This window comes from Nitratireductor luteus (genome assembly GCF_026162365.1).
Lineage (GTDB): Bacteria > Pseudomonadota > Alphaproteobacteria > Rhizobiales > Rhizobiaceae > Chelativorans > Chelativorans luteus.
The window spans coordinates 1-19,868 of record NZ_JAOANW010000030.1 but is presented as its reverse complement, the minus strand read 5'-3'; the positions used below and the strand labels follow the sequence as shown (position 1 = coordinate 19,868).

17 protein-coding genes are annotated in these 19,868 nt (G+C 63.3%); 7 read left to right on the top strand and 10 right to left on the bottom strand.

All coding sequences use genetic code 11. The annotated features are described in order from the left end of the window. Positions 1 to 253: 253 nt before the first annotated feature. Positions 254 to 1,018 carry a GntR family transcriptional regulator gene (locus N1058_RS23740; RefSeq protein WP_265520057.1) on the bottom strand — a complete coding sequence of 255 codons (765 nt, stop codon included), beginning with the start codon at positions 1,016 to 1,018 and terminating at the stop codon, positions 254 to 256. Between the two features lie 430 nt (positions 1,019 to 1,448). Here N1058_RS23740 and N1058_RS23735 point away from each other — a divergent pair, with 430 nt between their 5' ends. From N1058_RS23735 to N1058_RS23725, 3 genes are read left to right on the top strand one after another with little or no spacing between them, the layout of a single operon-like run. Further along, positions 1,449 to 2,951 carry a sugar ABC transporter ATP-binding protein gene (locus tag N1058_RS23735; RefSeq protein ID WP_265520056.1) on the top strand — a complete coding sequence of 501 codons (1,503 nt, stop codon included), beginning with the start codon at positions 1,449 to 1,451 and terminating at the stop codon, positions 2,949 to 2,951. Continuing rightward, a complete protein-coding gene (locus N1058_RS23730) occupies positions 2,948 to 3,952 on the top strand; it encodes an ABC transporter permease (protein ID WP_265520055.1) in 1,005 nt (334 codons plus the stop codon). Before N1058_RS23735 ends, N1058_RS23730 begins: the two co-directional genes overlap by 4 nt. Positions 3,953 to 3,975: 23 nt before the next feature. Then, a complete protein-coding gene (locus N1058_RS23725; RefSeq protein WP_265520054.1) occupies positions 3,976 to 4,932 on the top strand; it encodes an ABC transporter substrate-binding protein in 957 nt (318 codons plus the stop codon). A gap of 49 nt (positions 4,933 to 4,981) precedes the next feature. Here N1058_RS23725 and N1058_RS23720 read toward each other — a convergent pair whose 3' ends face one another. The 9 genes from N1058_RS23720 to N1058_RS23680 form a co-directional block, all read right to left on the bottom strand. Further along, complete coding sequence (locus N1058_RS23720) at positions 4,982 to 6,082, bottom strand: ABC transporter ATP-binding protein (RefSeq protein ID WP_265520053.1); 1,101 nt, start codon at positions 6,080 to 6,082, stop codon at positions 4,982 to 4,984. A gap of 72 nt (positions 6,083 to 6,154) precedes the next feature. Next, positions 6,155 to 7,606: an ABC transporter substrate-binding protein gene (locus N1058_RS23715; RefSeq protein ID WP_265520052.1), complete on the bottom strand. Its 1,452-nt coding sequence runs from the start codon at positions 7,604 to 7,606 to the stop codon at positions 6,155 to 6,157. A gap of 46 nt (positions 7,607 to 7,652) precedes the next feature. After that, a complete protein-coding gene (locus N1058_RS23710) occupies positions 7,653 to 8,681 on the bottom strand; it encodes a carbohydrate ABC transporter permease (RefSeq protein WP_265520051.1) in 1,029 nt (342 codons plus the stop codon). Then, complete coding sequence (locus tag N1058_RS23705) at positions 8,678 to 9,553, bottom strand: carbohydrate ABC transporter permease (protein ID WP_265520050.1); 876 nt, start codon at positions 9,551 to 9,553, stop codon at positions 8,678 to 8,680. Before N1058_RS23705 ends, N1058_RS23710 begins: the two co-directional genes overlap by 4 nt. Further along, positions 9,550 to 10,491, bottom strand: coding sequence for a ribokinase (gene rbsK / locus N1058_RS23700; RefSeq protein WP_265520049.1), 942 nt, complete (start codon positions 10,489 to 10,491; stop codon positions 9,550 to 9,552). Before rbsK ends, N1058_RS23705 begins: the two co-directional genes overlap by 4 nt. A gap of 40 nt (positions 10,492 to 10,531) precedes the next feature. Next, positions 10,532 to 10,984 (bottom strand): RbsD/FucU family protein, encoded by a 453-nt coding sequence (locus N1058_RS23695; RefSeq protein WP_265520048.1) that lies wholly within the window; start codon positions 10,982 to 10,984, stop codon positions 10,532 to 10,534. Positions 10,985 to 11,039: 55 nt separating this feature from the next. Next, positions 11,040 to 13,424, bottom strand: a complete 2,385-nt coding sequence (locus N1058_RS23690; RefSeq protein ID WP_265520047.1) for an aldehyde dehydrogenase family protein — start codon at positions 13,422 to 13,424, stop codon at positions 11,040 to 11,042. A gap of 19 nt (positions 13,425 to 13,443) precedes the next feature. Further along, the gene (gene deoC / locus N1058_RS23685) at positions 13,444 to 14,373 is read right to left on the bottom strand and encodes a deoxyribose-phosphate aldolase (RefSeq protein WP_265520058.1); all 930 of its coding nucleotides are present in this window, start codon (positions 14,371 to 14,373) and stop codon (positions 13,444 to 13,446) included. A 251-nt stretch (positions 14,374 to 14,624) separates the two neighbouring features. Continuing rightward, entirely contained in the window at positions 14,625 to 15,386 is a 762-nt protein-coding gene (locus N1058_RS23680) for a DeoR family transcriptional regulator (RefSeq protein ID WP_265520046.1), read from the bottom strand. A gap of 296 nt (positions 15,387 to 15,682) precedes the next feature. On the opposite strand from N1058_RS23680, the gene N1058_RS23675 reads away from it, so the two are divergent. The 4 genes from N1058_RS23675 to N1058_RS23660 form a co-directional block, all read left to right on the top strand. After that, a complete protein-coding gene (locus N1058_RS23675) occupies positions 15,683 to 17,002 on the top strand; it encodes an NAD(P)H-dependent oxidoreductase (protein WP_265520045.1) in 1,320 nt (439 codons plus the stop codon). A gap of 68 nt (positions 17,003 to 17,070) precedes the next feature. After that, on the top strand, positions 17,071 to 18,105 hold the full coding sequence (locus tag N1058_RS23670) for a thiamine pyrophosphate-dependent dehydrogenase E1 component subunit alpha (RefSeq protein WP_265520044.1): 1,035 nt from the start codon (positions 17,071 to 17,073) through the stop codon (positions 18,103 to 18,105). Further along, positions 18,105 to 19,124, top strand: a complete 1,020-nt coding sequence (locus tag N1058_RS23665) for an alpha-ketoacid dehydrogenase subunit beta (protein ID WP_265520043.1) — start codon at positions 18,105 to 18,107, stop codon at positions 19,122 to 19,124. The genes N1058_RS23670 and N1058_RS23665 overlap by 1 nt, the downstream gene beginning before the upstream one ends. Beyond that, the coding region (locus N1058_RS23660; protein ID WP_265520042.1) for an E3 binding domain-containing protein at positions 19,124 to 19,868 on the top strand (745 nt) is incomplete at its 3' end. The genes N1058_RS23665 and N1058_RS23660, both read left to right, overlap by 1 nt.

Genomic DNA, 19,868 nt, shown 5'->3' with positions numbered 1-19,868 from the left:
GGCCTAAAAAACCCAAGGCCCAAAGAGTGTCGCTCACGCGGCTCTCATGATTACTAACCAACAAGGCCAAACAACCCCGCCGCCAGCGGCGAGCCGCCCTCGTTGGTGAGGCGTATATAGGCGGGGGGGGCCATCAGAGTCAACGAGAAAATTCGCCCGTGACGACAGTTTTTTGACAGGCTCCGCATTTTCTTCCGGCCCTCCGCGAACAAGCCCGGAAGCAGCGGGCTTTTACCCGCCCGAACTCAATCGGTCAGTCGGCATGGCCGAGGGTGAGTTCGGCGACGAAGTCATAGCGATCCCCCCTGTAATAAGACCGGGTGAACTCGACCGCCCTGCCTGACGCCAGACGGGATATGCGCTCGATGAAGAGGGCCGTGTCTCCCTCCCTGGCTTCAAGCAAGCCCGCCTCGAATGCCGGCAGGGCACAGGCGCGCATGCGTTGCAGGGCCTTTTCGGGGCAGGCCCCCACTGCCCGCAGCGATGCATATAGCGACTCGCCCACTTCCTCGATCGATCCAAGCAGGCTTGCGGGCACGACCGCCAGTTCGACCGCCAGCGGCAAATCGTCGGCAAGCCGCAGACGGTGCAGCCGCAGCACGCTTTCCCCCGGCGCCAGACCGAGCGCCATGGCCTCGTCCGAACTTGCCCGCGCATAACCTCGTTCCAGCCAGCGATGACGGGGAACGTGCCCAAGGGAAACCATGTCCTGGCTGAATCCCGTCAGCATGGAGAGTGACTGCTGGATGCGCTCGCCGCCGCTCACATAGGTGCCCGAACCGTGACGCTGCTGCAGCAATCCCTCCTGCACCAGCAGTTCCAACGCCTTGCGGATGGTCACGCGCGACAGGTTCGTCGCCGCCACGATGGCGCGCTCGGATGGCAGCGCCTCGCCCGATTTCAGGCTGCCATCATCGATAAGTGCCCGCAGATGGTTGGCCAGCTGTATATAACGCGGCGTCGGATTACCCTCGTCGATTGGCGCGCTTCCCAGCAATGGGCTGCCATTCTTGGTCATTCGCTGTCTTTCTCTCCTTGAGGCTGGCGCTTTTGCAGCCATCCGCCACCAGTCCAACTATTTGCCACTTTTCTCGAAGGAGCAACCACCAGCCCCGATCCGCTCCCGTTCACGCGGGGAATGCCCGCCCATGGCGTCGTCACCCGCGAAACACACGGGCCAACTGGTAGCAGTTTGGCATTTCAGGATCGAACACGCGGCGGACTGGAACGGCAAATGAGCTCAACATCGGCAGCAAGCCGTCGAAAGCCTATTGTAATCGTCCCGACAACGCATAGAATGCGCATGCAATCGATTACATAGCGACTGCAGCCATCACCTGGAGAGGAGATGTTTTGAGGAAAGAGGAGGAGGGGCACACCGGCGCGCCTATCGGACCGCGGCGGCGCAAGACGTTCCGGGTCCCCGAACGTCGCCAAAGAGGCGCGCGATGACGGAAGCAGTGCTTTCCCTGGACGGCATCTCGCATCGATTCGGCCCTATACAGGTGCTTTTCGATGTCGATTTCGATCTGAGGCCAGGGGAGGTCCACGCGCTGATCGGTGAGAACGGCGCTGGAAAGTCGACCATGATGAAGATACTGGGCGGCTATCTGGCGCCCAGCGAGGGAGATGTGCTGCTCGAGGGCAAGCCGGTCCGGTTCGCATCCCTTCGCGACGCGGAAGCGGCCGGGATCATCATGATCCACCAGGAGTTCAACCTCGCCCTCCAGCTCACGGTCGAGGAGAACATCTTCCTCGGCCGGGAGCTATGGCGCGGCCCGTTCCTGGATCACAAGGCGATGCAGGCGCAGAGCAGAACGCTGCTGGAGCGCCTGAACTGTCCGCTCGATCCGCGCGAGAAGGTCTCCAACATCTCCGTGCCGAGCCGGCAGATGGTCGAGATCGCCAAGGCGCTGGGCCGTAATGCTCGCGTCCTCATCATGGATGAACCGACTGCGGTCCTGACCAACAGGGAGACCGACATTCTGCTGGAACAGATCGAAAGACTGCGGGCCGCCGGCACTGCGATCCTCTACACCTCGCACAAGCTCGACGAGGTCAAGCGCATCGCCGACCGCGTAACCGTCCTGCGCGACGGCCACCGCGTGAAGCAAGCCGATGTCGGCCAGCTTACGGAGCACGATATGGCCGAGGCCATGGTGGGCCGTGAATTGAGCGATCTGTTCCCGGACAAGGCCACGCCGCAGGACGAGACCGTGCTTGAGGTCAAGGGCCTCACTGTTCCCGGACATATCAAGGATGCGTCGTTCAAGCTGCATCGCGGCGAAGTGCTGGGCTTTGCGGGGCTGGTGGGTTCGGGCCGCACCGAACTGATGGAGGGCGTTGTCGGCCTTCGCCCGGCGACCGGCAGCATCAAGGTCGGCGGCAAGGCCTTGAAGCCCGGCTCCGTGCTGGCCGCGCGCGAGGCCGGCCTCGTCTACCTGACGGAAGACCGCAAGGAAAAGGGCCTGCTTCTGGGCAAGTCGCTGCGCGAAAATCTAACACTTTTGGCCCTCGACCGCTTCACGCGGGTGGCGATCGATTCGCGCGCCGAGGACCGTGCGCTCACTCGCGCCATCGAGGAGTTCGACATCCGCGCCGGGGACCGGCGGATGATGGCGGGCAATCTGTCGGGCGGCAACCAGCAGAAGCTTCTCCTGGCGAAGACGATGCTGGCCGAGCCCGATATCGTCATCATCGACGAGCCCACGCGCGGCATCGACATCGGCACGAAGCAGCAGATCTACGGCTTCATCAGCAGGCTCGCCGCACAGGGCAAGAGCGTCATCGTGATCTCGTCCGAACTGCCCGAAGTGATCGGGCTGGCATCGCGCGTCGTCGTCATGGCATCCGGCCGTATAGCCGGCGAGGTCGAGGGCGCCAACATCACCGAGGACGCCATCCTGCGTCTGGCAATGGGCCTTTCGGAACGAAGGGCGGAGGCAGTATGACCGAAGCAACACTGGGCGCACCCGGCAGGGCCAAGCTGCGCCGGCTGAATTTCCACGTGCTGGGACCTCTTCTGGCCCTGATCGTCCTGATCATCCTCGGCGCCATGCTTAACCCCAACTTCCTGAGCTATGGCAATGTGACCAACGTTCTGGCGCGTTCGGCTTTCATCGGCATCATAGCAGTGGGGATGACTTTCGTCATAACGGCGGGCGGCATCGACCTGTCGGTCGGCTCGATGGCGGCCTTCGTGGCCGGCGTCATGATCCTCTTCATGAACTCATTGATCCCATATCTGGGGATCGGCATACCTTTGATCATGGCCGGCATGGGTGTGGCGATCATTACCGGCTTTGCGGCCGGCTGGATGAACGGCTTTCTCATCAGCAAGGTGAATATAGAGGCCTTCATCGTCACACTCGGATCGATGGGCATCTATCGCAGTCTCGTGACCTGGCTCGCCGACGGCGGCACCCTGTCACTTGATTTCGAGCTCCGCAGCCTCTACCGCCCAGTCTATTATGACGGCTTTCTCGGCGTGAGTTGGCCCATCATCGTCTTTGCGATTGTCGCCATTCTCGGCGAGCTTGTCATGCGCCACACCGCCTTTGGCCGCCATTGCGCGGCAATCGGCGCCAACGAGCAGGTGGCGCGCTATTCCGCCGTCAAGGTCGACCGGGCGCGCATGGCAACCTACATGCTGCTCGGCATGCTCGTGGGCGTCGCCACCATCATGTATGTGCCTCGGCTGGGCTCGGCCTCCGGCTCTACCGGCGTACTTTGGGAGCTGGAAGCGATCGCCGCGGTGATCATCGGCGGTACCGTCCTGAAGGGCGGCTACGGCCGCGTCTGGGGCACCGTCGTCGGCGTCCTGATCCTCAGCCTTATCGACAATATCCTTAATCTCGCATCGATCGTCAGCCCCTATCTCAACGGCGCGATACAGGGCGTGATCGTCATACTCGCGGTGGTTCTGCAGCGAGAAAACAAGTCGGCAGACTGAACGACAACCAAGGGAGAGAGGCCATGAAACGCAGAAATTTCCTAACAAGCGCGGTACTTGCCGGGGCGCTTGCCGCCTCGACGACCGCCTTCGCGCAGGACGACACCAAGACGATCGGCGTTGCCATTCCTTCGGCCACGCATGGCTTCATGGGCGGCCTGAACTACCATGCACAAGAGTCGATCAAGCGCCTGGAGGAGACCTACCCCGAGCTGGAATTTGTGCTGGCCACAGCCGGTAATGCCGGCAAGATGGTCAACGACATCGAGGACATGGTGGCGACCCGCGACATCGACGCGCTCGTGGTGCTGCCGTTCGAGAGCGAGCCGCTGACCTCGCCGGTCAAGGCCGTCGCCGACCAGGGCATCTGGGTCACCGTCGTCGACCGCGGCCTGTCCCAGCCAGGCATCGAGGATCTTTACGTCGCCGGCGACAACCCCGGCTTCGGCCGCATGGCGGGTGAATATTTCCGCGAGAACCTGAACGAAGGCGACAACATCGTCGTGCTCCGCGGCATTCCGACCACTCTCGACAATGAGAGGGTGGAAGCCTTCACAGCTGCCATCGAAGGCTCCGGCATCAATGTGCTCGACATGCAGCACGGCAACTGGAACCGCGACGACGCTTTCAACGTCATGCAGGACTTCCTGTCCAAATATGACGACATCGATGCCGTTTGGGCCGCCGACGACGACATGGCTATCGGCGTCATGGAAGCCATCGCCCAGGCCGGCCGCGAGGACGAGATGTGGGTGGTAGGCGGTGCCGGCATGAAGGAGATCATCAAGCGCATCATGGATGGCGATCCGCAGCTTCCGGTCAACGTGACCTATCCGCCGGCGCAGATCTCGACCGCCATTGAGCTGACCGCGCTCGGGCTTGTGTCGAACACCCCCGTCACCGGCCGCTTCATTATCGGTTCCCAGCTGATCACGCCGGAGAATGCGGAGCAGTTCTACTTCCCCGACAGCCCGTTCTGACAATCCGAGGGCGCGCCAAGAGCGCGCCCTCCTCTTTCAAACACTGCATTCAGCCTTCCAGCCGGCCCAACGCTTCTCCCGAGTTCGCGTGAAAGAAGTGCATCTTCGCGGGGTTGAGCGACACCCTGAGCATTTCGTCGGGGCGCACGGGCGAAGCCGCATCTATCTGTGCCGTAAAATCGGCCTGTCCAGCCTTGCCGATGGCCAGCGTGTGGGGGCCGAGCGGTTCGACGTCTGCGACCTTGATGTCTACGGCCGGGAAAGCCTGTTCCGCATTCATCGTATGCTCCGGCCGAATGCCGAGCGTGATCTTTTCGCCGACCGAGGACGAGAGCGTTTCGACACGCGCGTCGGCAAGCGCGATCTTCACGCCGCCCTCCGCCACGAAGTTCACGCCGCCGTCGCCGCGCTCCAGGGCGCCGTCGATGAAGTTCATGCTGGGCGCGCCGATGAAGGCCGCCACGAAGCGGTTGCGTGGCCTTTCATAAAGAGTGATCGGGTCAGCCGCCTGCTCGACACGGCCCTGGTTCATCACCACGACACGGTCGGCCATCGTCATCGCCTCCACCTGGTCGTGGGTCACATAGACGATTGTCGTTTGCAGCCGTCGATGCAGGAGCTTGATCTCGGTGCGCATCTCAATGCGCAGCTTTGCATCGAGATTGGAAAGCGGCTCGTCGAACAGGAAGACATCGGGCTGGCGCACGATGGCGCGGCCGATGGCGACGCGCTGGCGCTGACCACCTGAAAGCGCGCTCGGCTTACGGTTGAGATAGGGTTCGAGATTGAGGATGCGGGCGGCGTCCGCCACCGCCTTGGCAATCTCCGTCTTGGGCGTCCCGCGCACCTTCATGCCATATCCGATATTCTCGGCCACGCTCATATGCGGGTAGAGCGCATAGTTCTGGAACACCATGGAGCAATTGCGCAGGCCGGCGCGAAGATCGGTGACGTCGCGGTCGCCGATGCGGATGACGCCCGAGGTCGCCGTCTCCAGACCGGCAATCATGCGCAGTGTCGTCGTCTTGCCGCATCCCGACGGGCCGACAAGCACGACGAACTCCTTGTCGGCAATGTTGAGGTCCAGAGGCGGTATCACCTCGACAGTGCCGAAAGTCTTCGTGACCCGTTCCAAATCTATCTGGGACATCCCCTGCCCTTCTGTTTCATTTCAAGGGTTCCGTCCCGGCGATAACCGGGACGGAACAGGATTACCTGCAATTCAGTTCGGCAGGCCCATGGAGGCCCGGTAGGCTGCGAGCTGGTTGTCGCGGCCGAACTCGTCGGTCAGCGCGTTCCACTGTTCGGCCACCGCGTCGAGGGCTTCCTGCGGGCTCGCCTCGCCGGCCAGCGCCTTGGAAAGCTCGATCTCGAGCACTTCCGTATAGGAGAAATAGCCCGGCAGACGCATGTCGAGGGCAACGTTCTCCGCCTGGACGGACTCGTTCTGCGCTCCGAGATATTCCTTGGCCTCGCGCTCGGAGAAGATGTCCGACCACAGGTCGAGATCGCTCGTGTGCGAGACGCGATACGGATTGACGCCGGTGCCGCCGGTCACCGCCGCATTACCCGAAACCTCGGGGCTGGTCAGATACTGGATATAGTTCCAGGCCGCCTCCTGGTTCCTGGAGGTAGATGGTACAGCCGCCTGCCAGCCGCCGAAGGCCATGAACGGCGAGCGCACGATTTTATCGAACTTGTCCCATTCGCCCGTCTTGTAGTTCCAGACTTCGTCGGAGCCCGGCAGCGTGGCCGAGCCGACATTGCCCGAAACCTTGGACTGCTTCGGATCGGCCGCGATCACGCCCGTATCGCCCCAACCGATCGACTGCGCTGCCTGGCCGCCGGCGAACGCGGCGTTGACTTCACCGAAGGAGAAGTTCAGCGCGTTGGGCGGGGCGAGCTTGGCCGATTTGATATATTCCTCGAGGCCGCGCACCCAGCCCGGATTGTTGATCTGGGCATCCATCGTTTCAGGATCGAAGAACATCGAACCCGGATTATCCGGATGGTTGGTGTAGGCGGCGGCGTGGCTGAAGAAGAACCAGAATTGCTGGCCGCCGCGGCGGAAGGCCTCGGCTGTGCCCCAAAGGCTCTCATCGGGACGCTGGAAAAATTCGGCGATGTCGAGATATTGCGCCCAGGTTTCCGGCGGTGCGAGATCATAACCGTATTTCTCCTTGAACGCGGTCTTGTTGGCCTCGTCCTCGAACAGATCGATACGGTAGGTATAGGTGTGGACGTCGCCGTCCATGGTCTGCGACAGCACCTTGCCGTTCCACACCATCAGCGCTTCGCGATAAACGGGGGCGATGTCCTCCCAGTCGGCACCTTCCTGCATCTCTGCTGGCATTTCGGAGAGGAAGGCGGTGAAGTCGGGCGCCCATGCCGGAGCGAAGGCGATGACGTCGAACGTGTCCTCGCCCGAGGTCAGCGAGGTGACGATCTTCGGATAGAGCTCCGACCAGGGAAACTCGACGACCTTTACCGTGCCGCAGGTCTTTTCCTCCCATCCCTTGGCCGCGATCTGCAGCGCCGAAGCGATGTAGGGGCCGGTCTGGGTTGTCGCCGTCAGCGTGACGCCGGAATAGTCCGGATCGCAGGCGGCCTCAGCCGCTGAGCCGACAAACCCGGCCACGATCAGGGCTGTGGAGCCCAAAAGCAGTTTTTTCATTGTCTTCCTCCCTTGAGCCGTTTCTTTTCGGGCTCGTATGCGACGGTCACTTGATTGCGCCCAGAAGCAGGCCGGACCGCATGAGCCTGCTCAAAAGTCCCGCCATGATGACCATCGGAATGATGGCCACGAGGGCGGCGGCGGAGATCGCCCACCACTCGTCGCCGCGCTGGCTGTTCTGGCCGGCGACGAGGATGGGCAGGGTCTGCCACCTTGAATTGGTGAGAAAAAGCGCGAACAGGAACTCGTTCCAGATGAAGGCCAGCGTGATCATGAAGGTCGCGATCAGGCCCGGCTTGGACATCGGCAACACTATCCCGAAGAAGATGCGCCAGGTCGGTACATTGTCGACCATCGCCGCCTCCTCCACCTCGACCGGAAGCGCCTCGAAGAAGTCGCGCATGAGCCAGATGACGATGGGCAGCGAAAAGGCGATGTAGGCGAGCGTGAGGCCGATATAGGTGTCGACCAGCTTGAAGCCGAGCTTGCCCATCTCCGAATACATGAGAAACAGGGCGAAAGCCGCGACGATGGGCGGAAACATGCGCTGACTGACGAACCAGAACACGATGTCCTTGTTCTTCAGGATCGGTCCCGGAAGCGGCGCCCAGGCCGAGATGACCGAAAGCCCAAGTGCGGCGATGAAGGAATAGATCAGTGCCAGCGCCTGTCCCATGCCGAGAATGTCGCGCAGGAGCAAAAACCCGCCCACGGCGACGAACACGAAGATGAGCCCGCTCAGGAGCCGCACCTGGAACTGGAACCGCACCAGCGAATAGGCCGCCATCGCGCCAATTAGCGTCGCGGCCACGGAGGCCGACAGGCCGATGATGGTGGAGGCCATGAAGGTGCTGTAGAACTGTCCGCGCGCGCCCGAAAGAAGCTCGCGCCACGCCGTCAGGCTGGGCTCGAAATCGACGAAGGGAATATAGGTCGGCCCACCGACGACACCGACCGGCGATTTGAAGCTGGTGATACCCACCCAGTAGAGCGGGAAAAGGGTGAATGCCAGCCATACCAGGCAACCTGCCAGCGCCAGCCAGCGGCGGCGTCCCTTGAGATCGCGCACGCTCATTTGTGCTTCTCCAGATAGGGCCGCAGGATGGCCAGATAGACCAGGCCAATGATCGTGATGAAGATCAGAAGCAGGAATGACAGCGCCGAGGTGTAGCCGAGGTTGAACTTCTTGAAGCCCTCCTGATAGGCGAACAGCGTCAGCGTCTCTGTGGAGATGCCGGGGCCGCCGCCCGTCATCACAAAGACGGTATCGATGATCTTGTAGCTCTCGATCAAGCGGATGAACACGACGGCCACCGAGATCGGCAGCAGCATGGGGAACGTGATGCCCCAGAACTGCTGCCACGGCGTGGCATTCTCCAGTTCCGCAGCCTCGTAGACATCGTTGGGCAGGGTCTGCAGCCCGGCAAGCAGCATCAGGATCACGAAGGGTGTCCATTGCCACACTTCCACGGCGATGATGGCGCCCAGCGCCCATGCCGTCTGCGTAAGGAACGGCAGGTTGGGGAAGCCGAGCAGCGTCATGAACTCGTTGAGCGGGCCCATGGTCGGGTTCAGCACCTGCCGGGCGATCAGTGCGACGGCGACCGGCGCCACCAGCATCGGAATGAGGAAGCCCACCCGGAAAACCCCCTCGCCCGGCACCCGCGAATTAAGCGCCAGCGCGACGGCGAAGCCGATTACATATTGCAGGGCGACCGCGGTGAACGCGATCAGCGACGTCGTTCCCGCGACATGCCAGAAGCGCGGATTGGCGAGCAGCGAGGTATAATTGTCGAAGCCGATGAAACGCGACGGTAGCGGCGGCACGAGCCGCAGGCTCATGAAGCTGGTGGTCAGCGAATAGACGAGCGGGAAGATGGTCACCACCAGCACCACAAGCAGCGCCGGCCAGATGAAATAGTGCTTGGCAGGGTCCTGCCGCATCATGCCCGCAGGTCCTCGCGGCGGGCTTCGAGCAGGGTCTCGATTTCGGCGAGCGTCGGCATGGAGGGCGCGGTGCCGCGGCGGGTGACGGCGATGCCCGCCGTTGCGCAGCCGAAACGAACCGCCTCGACTGGGTCGAGCCCGCGCGACAGCGCCGCGCAGAAACCGCCGACGAAAGCATCGCCCGCGCCCGTCGTGTCGATCACGGTACCCACTGAGAAGGCCGGCACATGCTCTGAGCGGTCCCTGGTGTGGTAGAGCACACCGCGCTCTCCGAGTGTTATGAGCGCCGTTCCAACTCCGCGTTCAAGAAGGACGTCCCCGGCCCGCATCGCGTCTTCCAGCGTATCGAGATCGAAACCGACCAGCGCGGCGGCTTCCGTCTCGTTGGGGGCGATGTAATCGCAGAGCGGATAGATCTCGTCCGGGAACGGTTCGGCGGGGGCCGGATTGAAAACCGTCGTCACGCCGGCCGCCCGCGCGATCTCCAGCGCATGGCGCGCCGCTTCGACGGGCTGCTCGAGCTGCGTGGCGAAAATGGCGGAGTTCTCTATCGTCCCGCGCGCCGCCTCCACATCCTCGATGCCGATCGTGCCGGCCGCGCCCGGATAGACGATGATCGCGTTGTCGCCGTTCTCGTCGTTGACGAAGATGAAGGCCGCGCCGCTCGGCATATCGTCCATCATGGTTATCTTCGGCGTCACGCCCTTCTCGGCATAGGTCTTCAGCGCCATCTCGCCAAACGTGTCGCGGCCGAGCTTGGAGATGAAGGAAACCTCGGCGCCGGCCTGCGCGCAGGCGACGGCCTGGTTCGACCCCTTGCCGCCCGGCCCGACCGAGAAGCCGCTGCCCGAAATCGTCTCGCCGATCTTTGGCATCCGCCCCGCGAGATAGGCCGTATCGGCCACGAAAATGCCAAGTATGGAAACGCCCGCCTTCATGTGTCCCCCTCCCCTTGTTTCTTTCCAGCCCCTTCGCCGCTCAGTCACGAGGCGGAATGACACCCTTGGTGAGCAGGAAACAGCCATAGAAGCGGGTTTCGCCCGTGGTGATGACGCAATAGGCTTGTTTGGCCTTCTCGTAGAAGGCGAAGCGCTCGATGCCGTACATGGGAGACGATTTGCCCTCGGCCTTGTCGACGACCTTCTGCACTTCGGCCTGGACCGGCGTGATCTCGTCCGGCGCGCCCATCACCTCCATGCGGCCGACCGAGTTCTGCAGGCCCGAATCGAGCGGCAGCACGGAGAGTACCGCCTCCATCGCGCGCGCCGCCGAGACATTGTCGATGCGCAGCAGTTCGCCGAACCTGGTCTGCCGGGCGATCGCGTCCGACGGAAAGTTGGTGTCCGAGATGACCAGGGTGTCGCCATGGCCCATGGCGCGCAGTGCATAGAGCACTTCTGCATTGAGCGCCGGATCGATATTCTTGAGCATAAACCCCTCCCAACAATGCCGTCTCGCTGGAGCCGGCCGATAAACTATGCTGTCCCTATTCCCCGTAGGGGATCCAGATATTCTTCACGTCCGTCGCCCGCCGCAGGAACAGTGTGCCTTCGGCGGCCGTCGTGTCGTACCAGTCGATGGCCTTGCCGTAATCGACGAATGTGCGCTTCAGATTGCCCGTCGAAAGCTTCTCGACCTCCGCCGAAAGCTCTGCGTCGCCGAAGGCCCAGACGGCATCGACATCGTTATGGGCGGCCAGCACCTGGCCAAGCTCCATCGCCGAACCGGTGACGATATTGATGACGCCGGGAGGGACGTCGGAGGTCTCCAGCACTGAATAGAGGTCCGTGGCCGACAGCGGATGCGGTTCGCTTGGAATGGCGACGACCCGATTTCCGACCGCGATCAGCGGCGCGAGGAGGCTAACGAGGCCAAGCAGCGGCGCTTCCGGCGGGCAGACGATGCCGACGACACCCTGCGGTTCCGGCATGGCGAGCGCCACGCCGCGCAGCGGTGGGTTATGCACCTGACCGTCATATTTGTCGGCCCATGCGCCGTATGTGAACAGGCGGGAGATCGAAACCTCCACCTCGCGCCTGGCGTTCGCATTCGACACGCCGGTCATGGCGGCAATACGGTCGGCGAACTCTCCGGCCCGAGCACTCAGGTTCTCGCCTATGTAGTAAAGTATCTGCGCCCTGTTATGCGCTGTGGCCTTGCCCCAGCCGGCAGCCTTGCGCGCGGCGGCGACTGCGTTGCGGATGTCCTTGCGATTGCCCTCGCCCACTTCGCCCAGGAGCTTGCCCTTGGCCGAGACCACGGCGCGGGAATAATTGCCGTCGGGACGTGCCTGCTTGCCGCCGATGAAGTTCTTGGCGGTGCGGTCGACCGGCGGGGCGGCGAAGTCGTTCGCAACCGACTTGAGCTCCGGCAGTTTCGCCGTCTTCCGCTCCTTCAGCCCCTGCCAGGCCTTCGGCTTCAGATATTCGTAGCAGCCTTCGCGCCCGCCCTCGCGGCCGAAGCCCGATTCCTTCTTGCCGCCGAAACCGGCTGCCGCATCAAAGAGATTGGTAGCGTTGACCCACACAACGCCCGCCTCCAGCCGCGCCGCGACATCGAGCGCGAGACCGATCGTCTCGCTCCAGATGCTGGCGGCAAGGCCGTAGCGGGTGTGGTTAGCCAGTTGCACCGCCTCCTCGGGCGTACGGAACGTCATCGAAACGGCAACGGGCCCGAAAATTTCTTCCACCGCGACGGTCGAGGTCGGCTGCACACCGGAAAGCAGCGTGGGCGGATAGAAGCTGCCGCCCTTGGGCATCTCCAGCTTCGCCTGATGCAGCACCGCACCTTCCTCTACGCCCTTTTTGACCAGCGCCTCTATGCGCTGGAGCTGAACGGGCGCAACGATGGCGCCCATGTCGATGCACTTGTCGAGCGGTGAGCCGATGCGCAGCGTCTCCATGCGGCGCTTGAGCCTTTCATGGAACAGGTGGGCGACGCCCTCCTGCACCAGAAGCCGCGAGCCGGCGCAGCAAACCTGGCCCTGGTTGAACCAGATGGCGTCGACCACGCCTTCCACCGCTCCGTCGATATCCGCATCGTCGAAGACGATGAAGGGTGACTTGCCGCCGAGTTCCAGCGTCAGCGACTTGCCGCTACCCGCCGTCTTCTCGCGGATCAGCCGGCCGACCTCGGTCGAGCCCGTGAAGGCGATCTTGTCGACGTCCGGGTGGTCGACGATCAGCCCGCCCGTCTCTCCCTCGCCGGTGACGATGTTGAGCACGCCGGCCGGCAAGCCGGCGGCGGTCGCGATCTCGGCAAAGAGCAGCGCCGTCAGCGAAGTGAATTCGGCCGGTTTCAGCACCACCGTGTTGCCCAGTGCCAGCGCCGGCGCGACCTTCCAGGCCAGCATCAGGAAGGGAAAATTCCATGGGATGATCTGGCCGACGACACCCACCGGCGCATGATCGGCAAACTCGCTTTCCTGAAGCTGCGCCCAGCCGGCGTGGTGGTAGAAGTGGCGGGCAGCCAGCTGCACGTCGAGATCGCGCGTCTCGCGGATCGGTTTGCCGTTGTCGATGGCCTCGATCACGGCCAGGAGGCGACCGTTGCGCTGTAACGCGCGGGCCAACGCATAAAGATGCCGTGCCCGCTCGTGACCGGAAAGTTTCGCCCATGGCCCCTGGGACTTGCGGGCCGCGGCAACCGCCGCATCCACATCCTGCCCGCCACCTCTGGCCAGTGTGGCGAGGCGCGCGCCGGTCGCCGGCTCGAAGGTCTCGAATGTCGCGCCATCGGCGGAAGGCGCGAAGGCGCCATTGATGAAATGCCCGAAGCTGCCGTCGTGGCCGGCCAGCCAATCGCGCGCTTCATTGTCGGATTCGGGGGCCGGGCCGTAATTCATCGTGTCGAAGTAATTCGCAACGCTCATGTTCTCACCTTGTGGCCGCTCATCCGATCGCGTGTCTGTGGAAGGACGAGTAGGCGCCCGTGACGTGATGCTCCAGCTGGCGCTCGATGTCGGCCAGAAGGCTGGAAGCGCCGATGCGGAAGAGATCGGGCTCCAGCCACTCGCGGCCCAGCTCCTCCTTCATCAGGAACTGATAGTTGAGCACGTCCTTGGCCGTCGAAATGCCGCCCGCCGGCTTGTAGCCGACCTTGAAGCCGGTGCGCTCCTCATAGGCGCGGATGGCGCGAAGCATGGTGAGCGTCACGGCGAGCGTCGCGTTGACGCCCTCCTTGCCGGTCGACGTCTTGATGAAATCGGCACCCGCCATCATGCACACCAGCGAGGCGCGGGCCACATTGCGCAGGGTCTTCAGATCGCCGGTCGCCAGGATCGCCTTGACATGGGCATCGCCGCAGGCGGCGCGATAGTCGCGCATTTCGTCATAGAGCGCCTGCCAGTTACCGGTCAGCACGTGTTCGCGGGTGATGACGATGTCGATTTCCTCGGCGCCGTCGGCCACCGAAGCCTCGATCTCCTTCACCTTGAGAGGGTGCGGCGTAAGGCCCGCGGGAAACCCAGTGGAGACGGCGGCAACGGGAATGCCCGACCCGTCGAGTGCCTCCACCGCCGTCGCGACGAAGCGGTGATAGACGCAGATCGCGCCGGTCGTAATGCGTCTTCCGCCCATGCCGAGCGCTTCGATCAGGTCGGGACGCAGCGGATGCATCGCCTTGGCGCAGAGGCGCCTGACCCGTTCGGCCGTATCGTCGCCATTGAGCGTTGTCAGGTCGATGCAGGTGAGCGCCTTCAACAGCCAAGCTGCCTGCGCATCCTTCTTCACCGTGCGGCGTCCGGGCAGCGTCGCCACCCGCTTTTCCGTCGCGGAGAGATTGACGCGCGTATCCATCACCCAGCCGAGATCGAGCGCCATGCCGGGATTGCGCGGCCAATGATTGGAAGACGGGGGATTGGAAGGCGGGGCACCGGACCGCGGATCGCGCTCGTTCGCCGCGCCACGATGCGAATCGCCCGTCACGACCTGATCGGCTGCGAAATTCTGCAATCCGGCCTCCCTGGCACTCCGGTCCGCGGTCTTTGCCGTCATGGCCGGTGATGCTGTTGTTATAATCATCTCAATTTGATTGTTATGATTTCATCATTGGTCAAAGGCGTCAAGATGGATTATTCGGCGGCATCCGTTGCTTCGAACCCGCTCAACGCGCCGGTACCCAGCACACCGTCTTCGGTGAATATGGCATCGAACGCGTCGAGAGCCGCGAAATAAGCCGGCCTCACCCTGCCGATCTTGCTGTTGTCGGTAACGAGGAAATTGCGCTGGGCGATGTCCATCACCTGCATCTTGATCGGTGCCTCGTGGAAGTTTGCACAGGTCGCCCCGCGCCTGGCATCGATGCCTGCCGCCGTAAGAAACGCCGTGTTGATGCCAAGCCGGCTGAGCGTTTCGCGACCGGACTCGCCGGCGAACGAGCCGGAGGACGCGTGATAGAGCCCGCCCAGCATGACAAGGCTGATATTGGGCTTGCGCGAAAGCCGGTCGGCGACGTTCAGGGCGTAACAAACCGCGGTAATCGGCAGGTTATCGGGTATCAGATCGATGAGGTGCACCAGTGTCGTGCCACAATCGAAGAACACTGTCTCGTCGGCATGGACATGTTTGAAGGCATGCGCGCTGGCCGCTCGCTTTGCCGCCGCGTGCCGGTCGGCCGCCTTCGCCAGATCATAGGGGCCCTCACCCTCGATATTGGCCGCGTGAACGATATGGCCGCCCAGATAGGCGAACTGAGCCGGATTCTCGGCAACGTCGCGGCGCACCGTCATCAGCGAGACGCCAAGCAGGCTCGCTGCTTCCCTCAGATGAAGCACTCGATGCACGCCGAGCGCATCCGACAGTGCCGCCACCCTTTGCTCCTTGCGGCTCGTCACGCGACCCTCTCTCCTTGTCCGAACATATGTCTGCCCGAATACCGTATCGGTCCACGCCTGCGCGTTATTCTACAGGCTTTGTTACGATTATCACATTTCACCTGGAAACAACAAGGAATCGGCAACTAGCACTGCCCTCTTGGCGACTGCCCGTCGCAAGGCGATTGCAGGCGCATCGCCGGCATGTGAAAAACGTTCCGAGCCTGTACGTGATGCGAAGGTCTTGCTACATTCGTATTGACAGAGAAACATATGTTCAATAACTCTCACTATGCAGTGAGTTCAGGGAGGTGTTCATGGTGGCCAATGTCGCGCTGACGGGTCTGGCCCGCGATCTCGACGAGCGCGGAAAGTCGGGAAAGCCGATCCGCATCGGGCTTATCGGCTCCGGCGAGATGGGTACCGACATCGTGACCCGGGTCGCGCACATGTCCGGCATCGAGATCGGCGCGATTTCGGAGCTGAACCTGCCCGCCGCCTCCAAGGCCGTCGACATCGCCTACCAGGAAGAGGGCCATGCGCGCCAGGTCGACAGCGGCCAGGCGATGACCGCCGCCATGGAAGCCGGCAAGGTGGCCGTGACCGACAATGCCGATCTCGTCATCGGCAACGACCTCATCGACGTGGTGATCGACGCGACGGGCGTGCCCTCCGTCGGCGCTGAAATCGGCCTCAAGGCCATGGAGCGCGGCAAGCACCTCGTCATGATGAATGTCGAGGCCGACGTCACCATCGGCGCCTATCTGAAGAGCGAGGCCGACCGCCTGGGCGTCACCTATTCGCTGGGTGCGGGCGACGAGCCGTCGTCCTGCATGGAACTGATCGAGTTCGTCTCGGCCATGGGGCATCCCATCGTGGCAGCCGGCAAGGGCAAGAACAATCCCCTCAATATCGACGCCATCCCCGACGACTACGCCGAAGAGGCGGAGCGGCGGCACATGAATGTGCGCATGCTGGTCGAGTTCGTGGACGGGTCGAAGACCATGGTCGAGATGGCGGCCATCGCCAATGCCACCGGCCTGGTGCCCGACAAGCCGGGCATGCACGGCCCCTCGGCGACCCTCGACCAGCTTTCCTCGACGCTGATACCGAAGGAGGACGGCGGCGTGCTTTCACGGGTCGGCGTGGTCGATTATTCGATCGGCAAGGGCGTCGCGCCCGGCGTCTTCGTCATCGCCGACATGTCGCATCCGCGCATCAACGAGCGGATGGAAGACCTGAAAATGGGCAAGGGACCCTATTTCACCTTTCACCGGCCCTATCACCTGACATCGCTCGAAGTACCGCTGACCTGCGCGCGCGTGGTCCTTTACGGCAAGGCCGACATGGTGCCCCTGTCAAGGCCCGTGGCCGAAGTGTGCGCGGTGGCCAAGAAGGATCTGAAGCCCGGCGACACGCTCGACGCCATCGGCGAATATTCCTATCGCGCCTGGGTCATGACCGCTGAGGAAGCGCGCGCCGCCGGCGCCATCCCCTGCGGGTTGCTCCAGGGCGGCGAGGTGACCGCGGCCATACCCAAGGGAGCGCTGATCACATCGGCCAATGCCAGGCCTCCCGCAGGTTCCAGGATCGCGGAGCTGAGAGCGCGTCAGGACAAGCTGGTCTACGGAGCATGACCGAGTAACCACAATTTCGCGCCGTTCGGCTTTATGGGCTGCGGCGCGATGCGGCAGGGAGCCAGACAATGACCGGAAAAGCCAAGGCGGGGACTGCTTCCGCCAACGGGCGGAATCTGCCCTTCATCTACCGCCGCTACGACCATGCGCAATTGCGCGAGGCCTTGCGCAAGATGCATCTCATCCGCCAGTTCGAGGAAGGCGCGGAGGAAAGCTACATGCGCGGCCTCATTCACGGCACGATGCACCTTTCCATCGGCCAGGAGGCAAGCGCGGTCGGCATGTGCATGGGCCTGTCCAATGAGGACCAGATCACCTCCACCCATCGCGGCCATGGCCATTGCATCGCCAAGGGGGCCGATGTGAAGCGCATGTTTGCCGAGTTCTTCGGCAAGACCACCGGCTATTGCCGCGGGCGCGGCGGCTCCATGCACATCGCCGACGTCTCCACCGGAAATCTCGGCGCCAACGGCATCGTCGGCGGCGGCATTCCGATCGCCGTCGGGGCGGCGCTAACGGCGAAGAAGCTGAAGACCGGCAATGTGGTCATGTCCTTCTTCGGCGACGGCGCCAACAACGAGGGCGCCTTTCACGAGGCGCTCAACATGGCCGCGATCTGGAAGCTGCCCGTCGTCTTCGTGTGCGAGAACAACGGCTACGGCATGTCCACCTCGGTGGCCCGGTCGACTGCGGTCAAGGACATCGCCGACCGGGCGGCGGCCTACGACATGCCCGGCGTGATCGTCGACGGAAACACCCTGTCGGAAGTGGCGGAAGCCTCGCAGCAGGCCATCGACCGCGCCCGCGCCGGCGAGGGGCCGACGCTGATCGAATCCAAGACCTACCGCTATCGCGGGCATTCCAAGAGCGACCGCAACCGCTACCGCTCCAAGGAAGAGATCGAGGAGTGGATGAACTCGCGCGACCCGATCGCCCTTTACGAGGCCGAGCTGATGGAGTTCGGCATTATCGATCGCGCCGGCATCGAGGCGATCCATGACGAGGTGGAGCGCGAGATCGCCGAAGGCATCGAATTCGCCAAGCAGAGCCCTGCTCCCGAAATCGCCAATCTCGAAAAATACGTCTACACGGAGCCTGCCTGATGGATGCGGCGACCAAAACGCTTGAAACCGGAACCCGCGAACTCACCTACGCGCAGGCCATCCAGGAGGCGATGGCCATCGCGATGGAGCGTGACGAGCGCGTCTTCCTCATGGGAGAGGACATTGGCGTCTATGGCGGTGCGTTCCAGGTGAGCGGCGATCTCGTCGAGCGCTTCGGCCCCGAGCGCGTGATGGATACACCCATTTCGGAGCTGGGCGGCGCCGGCGTTGCCGTGGGCGCGGCGCTCACCGGCCTCAGGCCGATCTTCGAGTTCCAGTTCTCCGATTTCGCAACGCTCGCCATGGAGCAGATCGTCAATCAGGCGGCGAAGATGCGCTACATGCTGGGCGGGGCGGTCTCGGTTCCGCTCGTCATGCGCTTTCCTGCCGGCTCGGGCACGGGGGCCGCGGCCCAGCACAGCCAGAGCCTTGAGGCATGGCTCGGCCACGTGCCGGGCCTCAAGGTCGTCCAGCCGGCAACGCCAGAGGACGCCAAAGGCCTGCTGCTGGCCGCCATCGAAGATCCCGACCCGGTGATGATCTTCGAGCACAAGCTGCTCTACAAGATGAAGGGCCACGTGCCCGAGGGTCATTACACAACGCCTATCGGCAAGGCCGACATCCGCAGGCCAGGCACGGACCTCACCATCGTCGCGACGTCGATCATGGTCCACAAGGCGCTGGAAGCCGCCGAGAAACTGGCCGGCGAAGGCATCGAGGCCGAAGTGATCGACCTGCGCACCATCCGCCCCATGGACCGGCGGACAATTATCGAGAGCGTCTGCAAGACGAGCCGCCTTTTATGCGTCTACGAGGCCGTGAAGACGCTGGGCATAGGCGCGGAAATCTCGGCCCTGATCGCCGAAAGCGAAGCCTTCGATTATCTCGACGCGCCGATCGTGCGGCTGGGCGGCGCGGAAACGCCTATCCCCTATAATCCCGACCTTGAAAAGGCCACGGTTCCGCAGGTCGACGGCATATTCGCCGCTGCCCGCGACCTTGCGACGGGAGTGCGCTGATGCCGGTCGAGGTGATCCTGCCCAAGGTCGACATGGACATGTCGACCGGCCAGATTGCAAGCTGGGCCGTCGAGGAAGGCGCGACCGTCAGAAAAGGCGATCTCCTGTTCGAGATCGAGACCGACAAGGCCGCCATGGAGATCGACGCCCCGGCTTCCGGCATCGTGCGTAACATCACCGGAAAGACCGGCGTGGATATTCCGGTCGGTCAGGTTGTGGCATTCATCTATGAGGAAGGGGAGGCAGAGGCATCCTCTCCCACCGCCGAAGCGGCCACAGCAGAGGCTGAAAAGCAGGAGGCTCCGTCCCTCGCGCCGCCCGAAGATCATGAAACCAGGAGCCAGGAAGAAGAACCCGTCGCGATCTCCTCAAGGGACGCCGCACCATCCGGCGTCCGCGCCACCCCGCTTGCCCGGCGGCTTGCGAGGGAGGCGGGGCTCGATCTGTCGGCGATTGCCGGCTCGGGGCCGAAGGGCCGCGTGGTGAAGGCCGATGTGGCAAAGGCCGCCGAGACAGGCGCCGCGCCGGCGGCGAAGGCCGCCGAGGCGCCGGCTCCGACCGCCAAGCCGATGTCGGACGACGCCGTGCTCAAGCTGTTCGAGGAAGGCTCCTACGAGCTGGTGCCCCATGACGGCATGCGCAAGACCATCGCCCGGCGCCTGGTCGAGGCCAAGACCACCATCCCGCATTTCTACCTGACCCTCGACTGCGAGATCGACGCGCTGCTGAAGCTGCGCAAGGAGC